The sequence below is a fragment of the Kribbella sp. NPDC000426 genome (assembly GCF_040300265.1).
GTDB lineage: Bacteria > Actinomycetota > Actinomycetes > Propionibacteriales > Kribbellaceae > Kribbella.
This window is the reverse complement of record NZ_JBEPDK010000003.1, coordinates 377,616-393,804: the sequence shown is the minus strand read 5'-3', so window position 1 is coordinate 393,804 and position 16,189 is coordinate 377,616. Positions and strand designations below refer to the sequence as shown.

Annotated in this window: 15 protein-coding genes; 13 read left to right on the top strand and 2 right to left on the bottom strand. The window is 68.2% G+C overall.

Translation table 11 applies throughout. The features are described 5' to 3' along the window. Positions 1 to 4 precede the first annotated feature (4 nt). Positions 5 to 328 (bottom strand): ArsR/SmtB family transcription factor, encoded by a 324-nt coding sequence (locus ABT313_RS15630; protein WP_130445872.1) that lies wholly within the window; start codon positions 326 to 328, stop codon positions 5 to 7. Between the two features lie 266 nt (positions 329 to 594). Between ABT313_RS15630 and ABT313_RS15625 the strand changes: the two genes are divergently transcribed. Next, positions 595 to 1,863: an aspartate kinase gene (locus tag ABT313_RS15625; RefSeq protein ID WP_134106040.1), complete on the top strand. Its 1,269-nt coding sequence runs from the start codon at positions 595 to 597 to the stop codon at positions 1,861 to 1,863. Continuing rightward, entirely contained in the window at positions 1,860 to 2,966 is a 1,107-nt protein-coding gene (locus tag ABT313_RS15620) for an aspartate-semialdehyde dehydrogenase (RefSeq protein WP_350853162.1), read from the top strand. Before ABT313_RS15625 ends, ABT313_RS15620 begins: the two co-directional genes overlap by 4 nt. Before the next feature lie 53 nt (positions 2,967 to 3,019). Here the strand turns inward: ABT313_RS15620 and ABT313_RS15615 are convergent, their stop codons facing one another. Further along, a complete protein-coding gene (locus tag ABT313_RS15615; RefSeq protein WP_130445874.1) occupies positions 3,020 to 4,009 on the bottom strand; it encodes a helix-turn-helix domain-containing protein in 990 nt (329 codons plus the stop codon). A gap of 1,201 nt (positions 4,010 to 5,210) precedes the next feature. Here ABT313_RS15615 and ABT313_RS15610 point away from each other — a divergent pair. From ABT313_RS15610 to ABT313_RS15560, 11 genes are read left to right on the top strand one after another with little or no spacing between them, the layout of a single operon-like run. Then, positions 5,211 to 6,077: an ABC transporter permease gene (locus ABT313_RS15610; RefSeq protein ID WP_350853159.1), complete on the top strand. Its 867-nt coding sequence runs from the start codon at positions 5,211 to 5,213 to the stop codon at positions 6,075 to 6,077. Then, positions 6,064 to 6,882 carry an ABC transporter ATP-binding protein gene (locus ABT313_RS15605; RefSeq protein WP_350853156.1) on the top strand — a complete coding sequence of 273 codons (819 nt, stop codon included), beginning with the start codon at positions 6,064 to 6,066 and terminating at the stop codon, positions 6,880 to 6,882. The genes ABT313_RS15610 and ABT313_RS15605 overlap by 14 nt, the downstream gene beginning before the upstream one ends. 3 nt (positions 6,883 to 6,885) lie before the next feature. Further along, the gene (locus ABT313_RS15600) at positions 6,886 to 7,980 is read left to right on the top strand and encodes a glycosyltransferase (RefSeq protein WP_350853153.1); all 1,095 of its coding nucleotides are present in this window, start codon (positions 6,886 to 6,888) and stop codon (positions 7,978 to 7,980) included. Then, positions 7,977 to 9,299 (top strand): glycosyltransferase, encoded by a 1,323-nt coding sequence (locus tag ABT313_RS15595; protein WP_350853150.1) that lies wholly within the window; start codon positions 7,977 to 7,979, stop codon positions 9,297 to 9,299. The genes ABT313_RS15600 and ABT313_RS15595 overlap by 4 nt, the downstream gene beginning before the upstream one ends. Continuing rightward, positions 9,296 to 10,012 carry a hypothetical protein gene (locus tag ABT313_RS15590; RefSeq protein WP_350853147.1) on the top strand — a complete coding sequence of 239 codons (717 nt, stop codon included), beginning with the start codon at positions 9,296 to 9,298 and terminating at the stop codon, positions 10,010 to 10,012. The genes ABT313_RS15595 and ABT313_RS15590 overlap by 4 nt, the downstream gene beginning before the upstream one ends. Then, positions 10,005 to 11,198, top strand: a complete 1,194-nt coding sequence (locus ABT313_RS15585; protein WP_350853144.1) for a hypothetical protein — start codon at positions 10,005 to 10,007, stop codon at positions 11,196 to 11,198. The genes ABT313_RS15590 and ABT313_RS15585 overlap by 8 nt, the downstream gene beginning before the upstream one ends. After that, positions 11,195 to 11,806 carry an acyltransferase gene (locus ABT313_RS15580; protein WP_502883989.1) on the top strand — a complete coding sequence of 204 codons (612 nt, stop codon included), beginning with the start codon at positions 11,195 to 11,197 and terminating at the stop codon, positions 11,804 to 11,806. The genes ABT313_RS15585 and ABT313_RS15580 overlap by 4 nt, the downstream gene beginning before the upstream one ends. After that, positions 11,803 to 12,894 (top strand): DegT/DnrJ/EryC1/StrS family aminotransferase, encoded by a 1,092-nt coding sequence (locus tag ABT313_RS15575; RefSeq protein WP_350855105.1) that lies wholly within the window; start codon positions 11,803 to 11,805, stop codon positions 12,892 to 12,894. The genes ABT313_RS15580 and ABT313_RS15575 overlap by 4 nt, the downstream gene beginning before the upstream one ends. A 2-nt stretch (positions 12,895 to 12,896) precedes the next feature. Beyond that, positions 12,897 to 13,898 carry a Gfo/Idh/MocA family protein gene (locus ABT313_RS15570; protein WP_350855102.1) on the top strand — a complete coding sequence of 334 codons (1,002 nt, stop codon included), beginning with the start codon at positions 12,897 to 12,899 and terminating at the stop codon, positions 13,896 to 13,898. 2 nt (positions 13,899 to 13,900) lie between these two features. Continuing rightward, positions 13,901 to 14,953, top strand: a complete 1,053-nt coding sequence (wecB, locus tag ABT313_RS15565; RefSeq protein ID WP_350853141.1) for a non-hydrolyzing UDP-N-acetylglucosamine 2-epimerase — start codon at positions 13,901 to 13,903, stop codon at positions 14,951 to 14,953. 4 nt (positions 14,954 to 14,957) lie between these two features. Continuing rightward, positions 14,958 to 16,166: an acyltransferase family protein gene (locus tag ABT313_RS15560; RefSeq protein ID WP_350853137.1), complete on the top strand. Its 1,209-nt coding sequence runs from the start codon at positions 14,958 to 14,960 to the stop codon at positions 16,164 to 16,166. Positions 16,167 to 16,189 lie beyond the last annotated feature (23 nt).

Sequence of the window (16,189 nt, the reverse complement as noted above, 5' to 3'; positions counted from 1 at the left end):
GTTGTCAGTCCTTGCGGCGGCCGCGGTGCAGTTCGGTCTCCAGGGCGTCCAGGCGGTTGATCCAGAACTTGCGATACCGGTCCAGCCAGGTGTCGATCTCGCGCAGCGGGCCGGGGTCGACGGCGTACAGCCGGCGGGTGCCGTCGACGGTCACGGTCGCGAAGCCGTTGTCGCGGAGCACCCGCAGGTGCTGGGACACCGCCGGCTGGCTGATGCCGAACTCGGCGCCGATCGTGCCGGCGATGCTGCCGGCCGGCAGCTCGCCGTCGGCGAGCAGCTCAAGGATCCGGCGCCGGACCGGATCGCCGAGGATGTCGAACGCGTGCACCGGACAAGTATTTCAGTGATGACTTATATGAACAAGTCACCGGACGGTTTGCGGTTGGCGACGGCCGGTCCCGGGGAACCTTCCGGTACTGACAGTGATCTGCCGGACGACCGGGGCGGTGGGGTGGGGAAGGTCTCAAGCCCAGCCGGCCCGGGTGCTGGTCGGCCGGTAGGCAACGGTCAGGTCACGGCTAGAATGACCGACGAGACTACGCCTGGTGCAACGCCGCACGGCGTACCGCAACCAGTGGTTTGAGGAGAAACACTGTGGGACGCGTCGTACACAAGTACGGCGGTTCTTCGGTCGCCGACGCCGATTGCATCAAGCGCGTGGCCCAACGGATCGTCGCGACAAAGAAGGCCGGGAACGACGTCGTAGTGGTGATCTCCGCCATGGGCGACACCACCGACGAACTGATGGACCTGGCCCAGCAGGTCTCTCCGCTGCCCCCGCCGCGCGAGCTGGACATGCTGCTCACCTCGGGTGAGCGGATCTCCGCCGCGCTGCTGGCGATGGCGATCGCCAACCTGGGCTACGAAGCACGCAGTTTCACCGGTTCGCAGGCCGGTGTGATCACGACGTCCGCGCACGGCAACGCGCGCATCATCGACATCACGCCGGGCCGGATCGAGGGCGCCCTCGGCGAGGGCCACATCGCGATCGTGGCCGGTTTCCAGGGCGTCGCCCAGGACACCAAGGACATCACCACGATGGGCCGCGGCGCCTCCGACACCACCGCGGTGGCGCTGGCCGCCGCGCTCGAGGCGGACTACTGCGAGATCTACACCGACGTGGACGGCATCTTCACCGCGGACCCGCGGATCGTGCCGGCCGCCAAGCACATCCCGAAGATCTCCTACGAGGAGATGCTCGAGATGGCCGCCTGCGGCGCCAAGGTGCTCCACCTGCGTTGCGTCGAGTACGCGCGGCGCTACAACGTCCCCGTCCACGTGCGTTCCTCCTTCTCGCAGAAGGAAGGCACCTGGGTCGTCGATGCCAAGGAAATGGATGAGATGGAACAGGCGATAATCTCCGGCGTGGTCCAGGACCGCAACGAGGCCAAGATCACGGTCGTCGGCGTACCGGACAAGCCCGGTGAGGCGGCCCGGATCTTCGAGACGGTCGCCGGCGCCGAGACCAACATCGACATGATCGTGCAGAACGTCTCGGCGATCGCCACCAACCGCACGGACATCTCGTTCACGCTGCCCCGCGTCGACGGCGCCCGGGCGATGTCCGCCCTGGCCCGGATCAAGGACGAGGTCGGCTACGAGCAGTTGCTGTACGACGACCAGATCGGCAAGGTCTCGGTGGTCGGTGTCGGAATGCGCTCGCACCCGGGCGTTTCGGCGAAGTTCTTCTCCGCACTCGCCAACGCGGGCGTGAACATCGAGATGATCTCCACCTCGGAGATCCGGATCTCGGTGGTCGTGGACGAGAACCTGGTGGATGCTGCCGTGACCGCGGCGCACACCGCATTCGATCTGGACGACGAGCACACCCAGGCTGTCGTGTACGGAGGAACTGGACGGTGACCCCTGTGAGCGCTGTGGAGAACACGATCGAGGACCGGGCGGGCCTGCCATCGCTGGCGGTGGTCGGTGCGACCGGAGCCGTCGGGTCGGTGATGCTGACCCTGCTCTCGACCCGGGAGAACGTCTGGGGAGAGATCCGGCTGATCGCGTCCGAGCGCTCCGCGGGTAAACGGCTGAAGGTCCGCGGCGAGGAGGTCGAGGTCGTCGCGATCAGCGAGGACGCCTTCGACGGTATCGATGTGGCGATGTTCGACGTACCGGACGAGGTGTCCGCGCACTGGGCGCCGATCGCGGCCGCCAAGGGCGCGGTCGTGGTGGACAACTCCGGCGCGTTCCGGATGGATCCCGACGTACCGCTGGTGGTGCCGGAGGTGAACGCCGAGGCCGCGCGGAACCGGCCGAAGGGCATCATCTCCAACCCGAACTGCACGACGCTGTCGATGATCGTGGCGATGGGTGCGCTGCACCACCGCTACGAGCTCGAGCAGCTCGTCGTGGCGTCGTACCAGGCCGCGTCGGGTGCCGGGCAGGCCGGGATCGACGCGCTGTACGACCAGCTGACCAAGGTGTCGGGCAATCGCGAGCTGGGGAGTTCGCCGGGCGACGTACGGCGGGTCGTGGGCAACGATCTCGGGCCGTTCCCGGCGCCGCTCGCGCTGAACGTCGTGCCGTGGGCCGGCTCGCTCAAGGACGACGGCTGGTCGTCGGAGGAGCTCAAGGTCCGCAACGAGTCCCGCAAGATCCTTGGGCTGCCGGATCTGAAGGTGTCCGCTACCTGTGTGCGGGTGCCGGTCGTGACGACGCACTCGTTGTCGGTGCATGCGCGGTTCGTGCAGGAGGTCGACGCGGACGGTGCGCGAGAGGTACTGCGGGATGCTCCGGGCGTGCTGCTGTTCGACAACCCGGCCGAGGGCGAGTTCCCGACGCCGGCCGATGTCGTCGGCACCGACCCGACCTGGGTCGGCCGGATCCGCAAGTCCCTCGACGACCCGAACGAGCTCGAGCTGTTCGTCTGCGGCGACAATCTCCGCAAGGGCGCCGCACTCAACACAGCCCAGATCGCCGAGGTCGTGGCCAAGGAGTTTTCTCCGGCGAAGGCCTGACGGACACGGAGAGGCCCGCACACGCGACCGTGTGCGGGCCTTTTTGGTGTGTTCTAGAGCCAGTTTTCGCGGGCGGCGTGGAGGGCTAGTTGGAAGCGGGTGCTGGCGCCGGTGCGGTTCATCAGGCGTTCGAGGTAGCGGAAGAACGTGCGGCGGCTGATGCCGAGGGTGCGGGCGATGGTGTCGTCGGCGGCGCCGGTGGCCAGGAGGGCCAGCAGGCGGCGTTCGATCGGCTCCAGGCGGTCGTCCTCGGTGCCGACCGACGCGTGCAGCGGTAGCGCGTTGCGCCAGCAGAGCTCGAACATGCCGATCAGTGCGGTCAGCAGGCTGCTCGGCCGGATGATCAGCAGCGAACGGTTCACCTCGGTATCGCGCACCGACATCGAGACGTAGGCGATCGACCCGTCGATGATGGTCAGCTTCGCCGGTACGTCGGGCAGCACGCGCGCCTGCTCGCCCGCCTCCACGCACGGGAGGATGTTCTCGGTCAGGTAGCCGGGCACCTCGACGGACTCCGGTGAGTACACGACCCGGTAGGCGACGCCGCGCTTCAGGTGGTCGATCTCCTCCTGGTTCGGACCGCCGATGTAGTACGGCGGGGAGTCGATGGCCAGGATCTCCCGCTGCGCGCCGCCCTTGATCTGGTGGATCCGCTCGACGATCGCGCTACCGGTGACCACCTCGATCAGGTGCGTGGTCGACTCGTTGTGCACGGTCCGGCGGAACTCGTCGTACGCGTTCAGGACGTCGATCCGGGCCTGCTTCAGCTCCGACTCGCGCCGCAGCGTCAGGGCCTCCAGGCCGGCGTCCGGGGGCACCGGCAGGTAGCGGGAGTGGTCCGAGCCGGACCGCCGGGCCAGCCCGGCCTGCACGAGCCCGCTCAGGATCGAGTCGATCGGGTGTTCCCGGTCCGGGACCGCGTCGTCCAGTTCGGTGATCGACGACGGTCCGGTCCGCAGCAGATGCTGGTAGACCTCGATCTCGTCGTCGTTGAGCCCGAGCACCTTCAAATGGCCGGCACGCTCCGTGTCGGTTGTGCTCACGTTGCTCCCCTCCCTTCCCAGTGCTGTCACCGTCCGCTACCGTCCCTCAAGCGTAGAGGGGGCGGTCCAGCGCCGTCGGAACGGTCCGTGTCGACGTGTATGCGCGCAGCGATATTTGTTGTTCGATCAACATTCTTGTGCCGTGTCACCATCTGGCCACCATTTCCGCGCAGTTGTGAGCGAGAATTGAGGTCCAGCAGCCCGGCGACGGACCACCTGAGCGCCGCCGGGCTGCTGTTCCAATTCTGGCCTCTGTTCGCTGTCTCGTCAGCGGAGCCTGTTTCGGTTGGGTCTCGATCCCGGCGCATCGGTGCCCTCGCACTTCCGTGCCATCACCGGCTGTGCTGGAGGGTGTACAAACTGTGGCATCTCCAATCGTGAGGCCGATGAGGAGGAGAAGCCCGATGCGACCGGTTCCGCCGTGTGCCGTAGCCGCTCGTGTCGATGCTGCCGTCCCCAGCGCGCTGGCATCTTTGCAGGGATTCCAGCCGTCGCTGTCCTCCGCCGGCCTCCGGTCCGTCCCCACATCAGCTGCGCGCACCTGCCGGCGTCCGCAGCCCTTCTGGGGACGGACTCGAGGTGCGATGACCGCCGCCCTGGTCATCGTGCCGGCCGATCCGGTACGGCGTGCGTCCGTTTCCGCCCAGCGCGGACGCTGCTCCGGGTCGACGGTGGTACCCCGGGAGGTGCAGACCGGTGCTCCGTGGATGGTGAGGCTGTCCATGGGGAGCGCGGATGTGATGTTGCGCGTCACGTCCTCCGCCCGGCCCGCTCCGGCCAGGAAGCATCTTCCGGGGTCCCGCCGATAACACCTGACTCCTGTGATCACAGCAGTCACGGGACCGGTGTGGCAGGTCACGTCAACTTCGCCTCGGTGCGTAGCGTCGTACCCATGAATTGACCGCGATTTGACTTGGCTGCAAGGCGTTTTGGTCGTCGCTGCCTGTCAAATGTATATTCCGGATAACGATCGGCGAAGGACGACTCAGGTGTTGCTGACGCAGTGTCGTACGGGGTTTCGTAGCCGTCTGTACGTCGTTGCTCACTAAGGAGGACCGCTGTGTCGTCGGCGTTGAAGCCGATCCGCTACTCTGCTTCCCGGTCTGCGTGGCACGCCGCCGTACCCCGGGCGGCAGTCGCCGAAACCCAGGTGCTCGGCCATCGTGGATCAAATTTTCCGGCAGAGAGAGGCGTCGCCTGAATGAACGCGACTAGCGTCGACGAGGAGTTCAACCCGTCGGTGCACGTGTACGAACCACACAAGGTCGGCCTGCCGGCCCTGCGCCCGTACTTCAAGGCGCTGTGGCAGCGGAGAGAGTTCGCAGCGGAGATGTCCCGGACCAACATCCGGGGTGCCCACACGAACACCTTCTTCGGCCAGGTGTGGCTGGTGCTGAACCCGCTGTTGCTCGCCTTGGTCTATTACCTGCTCACCGACATCATCGCCGGTGGCGCGACCAAGGTGGATGCCGGACTGCGGTTCGCTCACATGTGCGGCGGCCTGTTCGCCTTCTACTACTTCTCGGGTGCGATGACGGCCGGTGCGGCCAGCGTGGTCGGCGGCGGCAAGCTGCTGATGAACCAGTCGTTCCCGCGGATGCTGCTCCCGCTGTCCGCGGTCCGGACGGCGTTCTTCCGGTTCCTGCCGACCCTGGTCGTGTACGTCGCGATCCACGTCATCGTGGGCCTGAAGCTGCACTGGCAGATGCTGCTCGCGCCGGTGTTCCTGGTGCTACTGACGATCTTCGCGGCCGGTATGGGGATGATCTTCGCCGCGCTGCAGGTGTACTTCCGCGACACCACCAGCTTCCTGCCGTACTTCGTGCGCATCTGGCTGTACATGTCGCCGGTGCTCTGGTTCGCCGAGCAGGCACCCGCGAAGTTCAAGGGCTTCATCCAGTACAACCCGCTCTACTCGCTGCTGGGCGGCTGGACCGATCTGCTGGTCAAGGGCCACGTCCCGGAGTGGAAGATGTGGGCGGGCGCTGTGGTGTTCGCCGGGGCCGCGTTCGTGATCGGCTCGTTGTTCTTCATGTCGAGGGAGCGTGAGTTCGTTGTCCGTCTCTGAGACCGAGAAGAAGCCGATGCAGAAGAGCCCCTCGGACATCCCCGCCGTCAAGGTGCAGGACGTGTCGATCACCTACCGGACGACGTTCGAGCGGGTGCCGACCTTCAAGAGCGCGATCATCCGGCTCGGCCGCGGCGAGCGCGCCGTCCGCGAGGTCAAGGCCGTCCAGAACGTGTCCTTCGACGTCAACCACGGCACCACGATCGGCATCATCGGCGCGAACGGCGCCGGCAAGTCGACGCTGATGCGCGCGGTGGCCGGCATCCTGCCGCCGACGTCGGGCCGGATCGAGGTGCACGGCCGGGTCTCCACGCTGCTGTCGCTGGGTGTCGGCTTCAACGCCGCGCTGTCCGGCAAGGAGAACGTGGTGCTGGGCGGCCTGGCGGCCGGCCTGAGCCGCAAGGAGATCGAGGCGCGGTACGAGGAGATCGCCGAGTTCGCCGAGCTCGGTGACTTCATGGAGATGCCGATGCGGACGTACTCGTCCGGCATGTTCAGCCGGCTGGCGTTCTCCGTCGCGGTGCACATGGACCCGGACATCCTGCTGATCGACGAGGCGCTGTCCGCCGGTGACGCGTCGTTCAAGACCAAGGCCGCGGCCAAGATGGGCGAGCTGGTCTCGAACAGCCGGACGATGTTCCTGGTCAGCCACGCGATGAGCAGCGTCCGCGAGATGTGCAACGACTGCATCTGGCTGCACAAGGGCAAGTTGATGATGCGCGGCGAGCCCAACGAGGTCATCCAGGCCTACACCAAGTTCCTGCAGGTCGGGGAAGAAGAAGCCGTCTCACTCGAGGACCTCTGACCGATGTCACCCAGCACGGCGCCGGACGTGGGGATCATCACGACCGGTCACGACGTGGCCGACGCGCGCCTGCACAAGATCACCGCGGCTCTGCAGAACCGCGACCTCACGGTCGAGCTCTGGGGCCTCGGTGAGGCGAGCGGCGGGCCGGCGGGCGCCGTCGTGCACGCCGGGCCGCGCGGCACGATGGTGCAGCGGCTGGCCCGCACGGCCGTGCTGCCGTGGCGGACGAAGGCGAAGGTGGTGATGACGGTCGATCCGGACATGATCCCGATCGCCCGTCTCGTCACCGGCCTGCGGCGGCGCAAGCTGGTCGTCGACGTCCACGAGGACTACGAGCGGCTGCTGGCCGACCGCGCCTGGGCCAAGGGTCCGGCGGGCCTGCCGGCCCGGTTGATCGTGCGCGCCGGTTCGAAGCTGGCCGCGGGAGCCGACCTCACCGTGGTCGCCGATTCGCACTTGGCGCCGCACCAGGCCAAGCACCGCCTGGTGGTCCAGAACCTTCCTGATCACGGCTTCCTGGCCCCGGCACCCGCGACCGGCGCTCCGCGCGCTGTGTACGTCGGTGACCTCCGGGAAAGCCGTGGACTGTTCGACATGGTCGAGACCGTCGCCGCGGCGCCGGAGTGGTCTCTCGACCTGGTCGGCCCGGTCGCACCGTCGGACCGGGACAAGCTCGAAGCCCGGATCGAGGAGCCCGAGCTGGCCGGCCGCGTCCGGCTGCACGGGCGCCAGCCACCCGCGGACGCCTGGCGGATCGCACAGGGTGCCTGGGCGAGCCTGGCCATGCTGCAGCCGACGCCGGCGTTCATCGAAGCGATGCCGTCCAAGATCTACGAGTACCTCGCCAGCGGTCTTCCCGTGCTCTCCACCCGGCTGCCCCGGCAGTCCAGGGTGATCGAGGAGTCCGGTGGCGGAGTCCTGGTGGACTCGGTGGCGGAGGCCGCCGAGACCTTGCGGCGCTGGTCCGCGGACCCCGGTGAGCTGGAGAAGTTGCATGATCATGCACTGCAGTGGGCGGCCGAACATCTGCCCACGACCACGCCGTACGACGACCTGGCCGACGCGATTCTCAAACTGCTAAAGGGAAGTGCATGACCGACCGCCCTCACCTGTTGTACGTCGCCTGGGGCTTCCCGCCCTGCCGGGGCGGCGGTGTCTACCGGGCACTGGCCACGGCCAACCGGTTCGCCGCGCTCGGCTGGAAGGTGACCGTGCTGACGGCCGACCGCGACACGTTCTTCCGGTTCACCGGTGCGGACCTGACCCTCGAGGAGCGGGTCGACCCCGCCGTCGAGGTCGTCCGGGTCCCGTTCGAGTGGCCGATCCTCGAAGCCGATCTGCGCAAGTGGTCCAAGCGCCGGGCGCAGAACCCGAAGCTGTGGAGCAAGTGGCGCACCAAGCAGGACCAGATCCCGTTCCCGGAGACCGGGTACGGGCCGTGGCGCTCGGTGATCGAGAAGGCCGCGGAGCAGATCCACAAGGCGCACAAGGTCGACCTGACCGTCGCCACCGCGAACCCGCATGTCGCGTTCACCGCGGCGTACCACCTGCACAAGAAGTTCCAGGTGCCGTACGTGATGGACTACCGCGATGCGTGGCTGCTGGACGTGTTCACCGGCGACCGGCTGCACGAGCCGAACAGCCGCGCGGCCAAGTGGGAGAAGAAGCTGGTCGAGTCCGCTCGTGAGGTCTGGTTCGTCAACGACCCGATCAAGGAGTGGCACGAGAAGCTCTACCCGGCGCACGCGTCGAAGATGCACACGGTCGCGAACGGCTTCGACCCCGACCTGGTGCCGGACACCGCCGACCGTGGCGCGGTGACCGACCGCCCGCTGGTCTTCGGGTACGTCGGGACCGTGTCGCCGAAGGTGCCGCTGGCCGACTTCGTCGAGGGCTGGAAGCTCGCCAAGGAGCAGTCCGAGGAACTGGCCGGCGCGAAGGCGAAGATCCACGGCTACCTCGGGTACTACGCGCAGCCGCGGGCCGACATGCTCGCGACGATCAACAGCGCGGCCGAGGCCGGGGTCAGCTACGAAGGCCCGGTCGGCAAGGCCGAGATCGCCAAGGCGTACGACGAGTTCGACGTCCAGCTGCTGATGCTGGGCAAGGGGCGGTACGTGACGAGTGGCAAGGTGTTCGAGTACCTCGCGACCGGGCTGCCGGTGGTGTCGGTGCACGACCCGGAGAACGCGGCGTCCGACGTACTGCGGGGTCATCCGTTGTGGTTCCCGGTGTCGGACGTGACGCCGGAGGCGATCGCGGCGGCGCTGGTCGAGGCGGCGCACGCGGCGCGGACCGCGGACGAGGGGATCCGGGCGAAGGCGCGTGAGTTCGGTGCGTCGTACCGGCGGGACCTGCAGCTGGATCCGCGGATCGAGTCGCTGGCTGCGTCCGTGAAGGGGGTTGCGGCATGAACACCGTCGTACTGCTGTCCACGCGGCGCCTTCCGCCGACGTACTTCGACCAGGTCCGTGAGGACCTCGGCGACCAGAACATCGTCATCGACGTCGTCGGCTGGGTAGCCCCGTCCGCGTGGGTCGCCGACAAGGTCAACACCTTCACCCTCATCGGCCCCGGCCGCATGCCCGCCCAACCGGCCCCCGAGCCGGAGCCGGCGGCGGAGCTGTCGGAGGAGGCTCCCGACGCTGTCATCGCGCCGGAGGCCGTCGCCGACCCGGCAGCCGTAGTCGCCGACGAGGCGAACATCGCCCCGGCCGCAGCCGAGGTCGCCGCCGCTGAACCGGCACCGCAGCCGAAGCCTGCCCCGAAGCCGAAGCCGACTGGGGCCAAGCGGGTTGTGAAGGCGGTCGAGTGGCGGGCGCGGAGGGCGCGTAAGGTTGCCGGGCGGATGTTGCCTAAGGCAATTAAGACGTCGGCGCCGGTGAAGTTCCTGCGTGGGCAGCGGGCGACGAACGATCTCGGGAAGAACTACTGGGAGCGGGTGCTCAGCCGGCGGGACGTAATGGCGACGATCGACAAGGCCGACGTGGTCGTGGCGCTGGACGCCGGTGCGATCTGGGCCGGCTGGAACCTCGGCCAGCGGAAGGCCAGCACCCCGGTGGTGCTCGGTCTGCCGGCCGCCCGCCGTGAGTTCGACCAGTTGAAGGCACCAGCAGGTAATGGGTGACACGACGACGATGACGATCCGCGAGCACCTGCCGGCGCCGCTGGCCCGGACCGCGGGAGCGGTCCGGCGGCGGCTCCGGGGCTTGCGGTACTCGTTCGCGCAGCTGCCGGCGTTCCCGCCGGCCGCTGCGACGCCGGTGCGGATGTGGGTCGGACCGACCAACTCCGCCGGTCAGGGCCACGCCTGGGCACAGGCCGCTCAGACCCTGCCGGATGTCGACGCCGTCTCGTTCACCCTGCAACGCAAGGGCCAGTTCGAATTCAAGAACGACTACGGCGTGCCGCTGGCGTGGTTCGGCCAGACCCGCTGGCAGCGCGCCCAGCAGCAGCACGTCCTGTCGAACTACACGCACGTGATGGTCGAGTCGCTGCGCCCGGTCTTCGGCTCCCGCGGCTACGCGGACGCGACCCCCGACATCGAGGCGATGCTCGCGAAGGGCATCAACGTCTCGCTGCTCTTCCACGGCTCCGACATCCGCCTGCCCAGCCGGCACGCGAAGCGCGAGCAGTGGTCGCCGTTCACCCCGGGTGACGAGCTGACCGAGCGGCTGGAGGCGCAGGCCCGCCGGCACGCCGAGCTCGTCGAGTCGCTGAATCTTCCGGTCTTCGTCTCCACGGTCGACCTGCTGGACGACGTACCGAACGCGCAGTGGCTGCCGGTCGCGATCGACCCGGCGCCCTGGCAGCAAGCCGCACGGCCGCTGTTCGGCCACGACAAGCCCGTCGTCGCTCACGTTCCGTCGAACGCGAAGCTCAAGGGCACCGCGGAGATCGACACCGTCCTGTCCGCGCTGCAGGAAAGCGGACAGATCGAGTACCGCCGCATCACCGGCGTACCGCACAGCGGCATGCCGGCCGTGATCGGCGACGCCGACATCGTTGTCGACCAACTCCGGATCGGTCTGTACGGCGTGGCGGCCGCGGAAGCGCTGGCCGCCGGGCGGATCGTCGTTTCGTACGTCGGTGACGGCGTACGCGAGCGGGTGCGTAGTCTGGCCGGGCGAGAGGTCCCGATCGTGGAGGCGGATCCCGACACCCTGGGTGAGGTCGTCAGCGGTCTGATCGCCGATCGTGACGCCGCCGCCGAGCGGGCGGCGGCCGGCCCCGGCTTCGTGACGGACCTGCACGACGGACGCCGCTCGGCCGAAGTACTGAAAACCTGGCTGACCCTGAAGGAGACCCTGTGACGTCCCGCATCGCGCCGTCCGCTGACGTCGACGACAGCGCCCAGATCGGCGACGGTTCGTCGGTCTGGCACCTCGCGCAGATCCGCGAGAACGCCGTCCTCGGCAAGAACTGCATCATCGGCCGCGGCGCGTACGTCGGGACCGGGGTCCGGATGGGCGACAACTGCAAGATCCAGAACTACGCGCTGGTGTACGAGCCCGCCTCGCTCGAGGACGGTGTGTTCATCGGACCGGCCGTCGTGCTCACCAACGACTACTTCCCGCGCGCGGTGAACCCGGACGGGTCGCCGAAGAGCGGGCACGACTGGGAACCGGTCGGGGTGACGATGAAGGAAGGCTGCTCGCTCGGTGCGCGCAGCGTCTGCGTGGCCCCGGTCACCATCGGCCGCTGGGCCACTGTCGCCGCCGGTGCGGTGGTGACCAAGGACGTGCCAGACTTCGCGCTGGTCGCCGGGGTTCCGGCTCGTCGGCTCAAGTGGGTCGGCAAGGCCGGAGTTCCGCTGCTCTCCGTCGGTGACGGCGAGTGGAAGTGCCCGAACACGGGCGAGATGTACATCGAAACCGACGGGCGGCTGCGGCCGGCCGAAGAAAACCTGGAGGAGAACTGATGGTGCAGCCGATTCCGGCCGCGAAGCCGATCATCGGGAAGGAGGAGCGCGAGGCCGTCGACCGTGTCATGCAGTCCGGCATGCTGGCCCAGGGCCCCGAGGTAGCGGCGTTCGAGCAGGAGTTCGGCGCAGCGCTGGTCTCCGGCCGTGCGTGCGTCGCGACGAACTCGGGCACGTCGGGTCTCCACCTCGGCCTGCTGGCCGCGGGCGTCGGACCGGGTGACGAGGTCATCGTCCCGTCGTTCACCTTCGCCGCCACCGCGAACAGCGTCGCGCTGACCGGCGCCACCCCGGTGTTCGTCGACATCGAGCCGACGTACTTCTGCCTGGACCCGAAGGCGGTCGAGGCAGCGATCACCGAGAAGACCAAGGCCGTCATGCCGGTGCACCTGTTCGGTCACCCGGCCAACATGACCGCGCTGCAGGAGATCGCGGACAAGCACGGCATCCAGATCTACGAGGACGCCGCGCAGGCCCACGGCGCCACCTGGAACGGCGCGCCGGTCGGCACCTTCGGCGAGTTCGCGATGTTCAGCCTGTACCCGACCAAGAACATGACGTCGGGTGAGGGCGGCATGAACTCGGTCGCGAACGCCGACATCGAGCGCCGGATGCGGCTGTACCGCAACCAGGGCATGCTCAAGCAGTACGAGAACGAGGTCGTCGGCCTGAACAACCGGATGACCGACCTGCACGCCGCCATCGGCCGGGTGCAGCTGACCAAGGTCGGCGGCTGGACCAAGCAGCGGCAGGAGAACGCGGCCTTCCTGGACGCGAACCTCGCCGGTGTCGGCATCCCGGCCGTGGCCGCCGAGGCCAGCCACGTGTACCACCAGTACACGATCCGGGTGACCGAGGACCGCGACGGCTTCGCGAACGCGCTGCGCACGGAGTACGGCGTCGGCTGCGGCGTGTACTACCCGATCCCGAACCACCGGCTCCCCTCGTTCCAGCGCGAGCTGGATCTGCCGGAGACCGAGAAGGCCGCGGCCGAGGTGCTCTCGCTGCCGGTCCACCCCTCGCTGTCCGAGGACGACCTGAACCGGATCGTGGCCGCGGTGAACACCGTGGCGAAGGCGGGTGCGTGACCATGGCGAACCTGCGTGCGGGCCTGATCGGCCTGGGCATGATGGGACGGCACCACGCTCGCGTGCTGGCCTCCCTCGAGGGCGTCGACCTGGTTGCGGTCGCCGACCCGGGCGGTGACAAGTTCAACGTGGCCGGTGGTCGTCCGGTGCACGAGAACATCGAGCAGCTGATCGCCGAGAAGCTCGACTACTGCATGGTCGCGGTGCCGACGCAGTACCACGCCGAGATCGCGAAGGCGCTGGCCGAGGCCGGCGTGCACGCGATGATCGAGAAGCCGCTGGCCGGCTCCTCGTCCGAGGCGACCGAGATCGCGAAGGCGTTCGAGGCGGCCGGGCTGGTCGGCGCGGTCGGCCACATCGAGCGGTACAACCCGGCGCTGCAGGCGCTGCGGGTCCGCCTCGAGGCCGGCGAGCTGGGTGACATCTACCAGATCACCACCCGTCGCCAGGGCCCGTTCCCGGCCCGGATCGCCGACGTCGGCGTGGTGCTCGACCTGGCCACCCACGACATCGACCTGACCGCGTGGGTGACGCAGTCGCCGTTCGTCACGGTGTCCGCGCAGAGCGCCCACAAGTCGGGCCGGCAGTACGAGGACCTGATCGCCGTCACCGGCAAGCTGGCCGACGGCACGGTCACCAGCCACCTGATCAACTGGCTGTCCCCGATGAAGGAGCGGATGACGGTCGTCACTGGCGAGCGGGGTGCGTTCATCGCCGACACCCTGACGGCCGACCTGACCTTCCACGCCAACGGCACCGTGCAGACCGCGTGGGACGACGTCGCGCACTTCCGCGGTGTCAGCGAGGGCGACATGATCCGGTACGCGATCAGCAAGCCGGAGCCGCTGAAGACCGAGCACGAGGCCTTCCGCGACGCGGTCCTGGGCAAGGACGCCGACATCGTCACGCTGCAGCAGGGTCTGACCACCGTGGCGGTGGCCGAGGCCGTGATCCAGTCCGCCGCCGAGGATCGAACCATCAAGGTCGCCGGGGAGTCTGTCTAGTCATGAAGGTTCTGAGTGTTGTCGGGGCTCGCCCACAGTTCGTGAAGCTGGCGCCCGTGGCAGAGGCATTCGCTGCCACGGAGCACCAGCACGTGATCGTGCACACCGGGCAGCACTACGACAAGAACATGTCCGACGTGTTCTTCGCCGATCTGCGGATCCCGGACCCGGACGTCCACCTGGGCGTCGGGTCCGGCAGCCACGGCGTCCAGACCGGGGCCATGCTGGCCGCGATGGACGCCGTACTGGACGAGCACAAGCCCGACTGGGTGCTGGTGTACGGCGACACGAACTCGACGCTCGCCGGCGCCCTGTCCGCGGTGAAGATGCACCTGCCGGTCGCGCACCTCGAGGCCGGCCTGCGCTCGTTCAACCGGCTGATGCCGGAGGAGCACAACCGGGTGCTGACCGACCACGCGGCCGACCTGCTGCTCGCGCCGACCCAGGTGGCGATGGACCACCTGGCCAACGAGGGCCTGCAGGCCAAGTCCCGGCTGGTCGGTGACGTGATGACCGACGTCTGCTTCCGGGTCCGCGACGCGGTCGGGAACCAGCCGCTGGACCTCCCGTTCAAGCAGGGCGAGTACGTCGTCTCGACCATCCACCGGGCCGAGAACACCGACGACCCGGAGCGGCTGGCCGGGATCGTCGACGGTCTGGCCGCGGCCGGTTCGCCGGTGCTGCTGCTGGCCCATCCGCGGCTGGTCGCGAAGTGCGCGGAGCACGGCATCAAGCTGGAGCGTCCGGACGGTTCGCTGCACGTCCGCGAGCCGCTGGCCTACCCGGAGATGGTCGCGGCCGTCCTCGGTTCGGCCGGTGTGGTGACCGACTCCGGCGGCCTCCAGAAGGAGGCGTTCCTGCTCGGCCGGGTGTGCACCACGCTGCGCACCGAGACCGAGTGGGTGGAGACGCTGGAGGACGGATGGAACGTGTTGACATCCGACGTGAGTAAGCTGCCCGAGTTGGCCGCCCGGCCGGCTCCCACGGGGGAACGCCCGATGCCCTACGGCGACGGCCACGCTGCTGAGCGTGTCGTAGCCACTCTCGCGGAGTAACTACATGACGAAGGCCGCCGAAGAGAACCAGACGCCGTCGACCCAGGAGTTGCCCGGGTCGACAGATGTGGGGACCCCGCCGCCCGGCGCGCCTGTCAGTGCCTTCCCGGGGGAGTCCGGCACACCGCCGGCCTCCCGCGCGGGACGGCTGCCACGAGTCGAGTCGCTCACCGGCCTGCGCTGGTGGGCGGCCTTCTTCGTGTTCTGCCACCACATGACCAACCTGGCGCCGCTGCCGATCTTCGACTTCCTGAAGTTCGGCACCTCCGGCGTCACGTTCTTCTTCGTGCTGTCCGGTTTCGTGCTCACCTGGTCTGCCCAGAAGGGCACGAAGATCCGGACGTTCTACCGGCGCCGGCTCGCCCGGATCTTCCCGCTGTACTTCCTCACGCTGGTCGCGGCGTTCTTCGTCTTCTACCGGGCCGACCCGCCGGCAGGCATGTCCTGGATCAAGCCGATCTCGGTCACTGTGCTGGTGCTGTCACTGTTCCTGCTGCACGGCTGGTCGAACAACCCGACGATCTTGTACGGCGGCAACCCGGCCGGCTGGACGCTGTCGGTGGAGGCGTTCTTCTACGCGTACTTCCCGTTCGTCTGGCGGGCCACGCAGCGGCTGAAGACGGCCGGCGGCCTGATCCTGTGCGTCACGGTGCTGGTGGCCGGCGGTGCGTACCGATTGGCGCTGTTCCACTACAAGGACGTCGTACCGATCCTGCCGCAACCGATCCTGCATTCAGTGGCGTTCCTGTTCGGTATCGGTCTGGCGATCTCGCTGCGATCGGGCTGGAAGCCGCGGATCCCGGTGTGGTTCGCGTTCCTGGTCACCGGCGGCGGTCTGTACATCCTCTGGTACTCCGGTAAGCACGCGGCCACCTTCCCCGGCGCGATCACCATGGGCCTGTGCCAGAAGGAGGTCCTCACCTTCCTGTACGGCTTCCTGATCCTCGCGGTCGCGGCCCGCGACACCCGCGGCGGCCGGTCGCTGCTGCGCAGCAAGCCGATGGTCGCGCTGGGCCAATGGTCCTACGCCTTCTACCTGGTGCACGCCACGATCCTGTACGCGATCAAGGAGCACCACGGTGTGGCCGGCCCGATCGGCTGGTCCAACCTGACGTGGTACGCCGGTGTCCTCGTCCTCTCGATCATTGCCTCGTGGCTGCTCTACAAGTTCGTCGAGCACCCGCTGGAACGGAAGCTCCGGGGCCCCCGATGAAGAATCACTACCTAGTGGAGAAC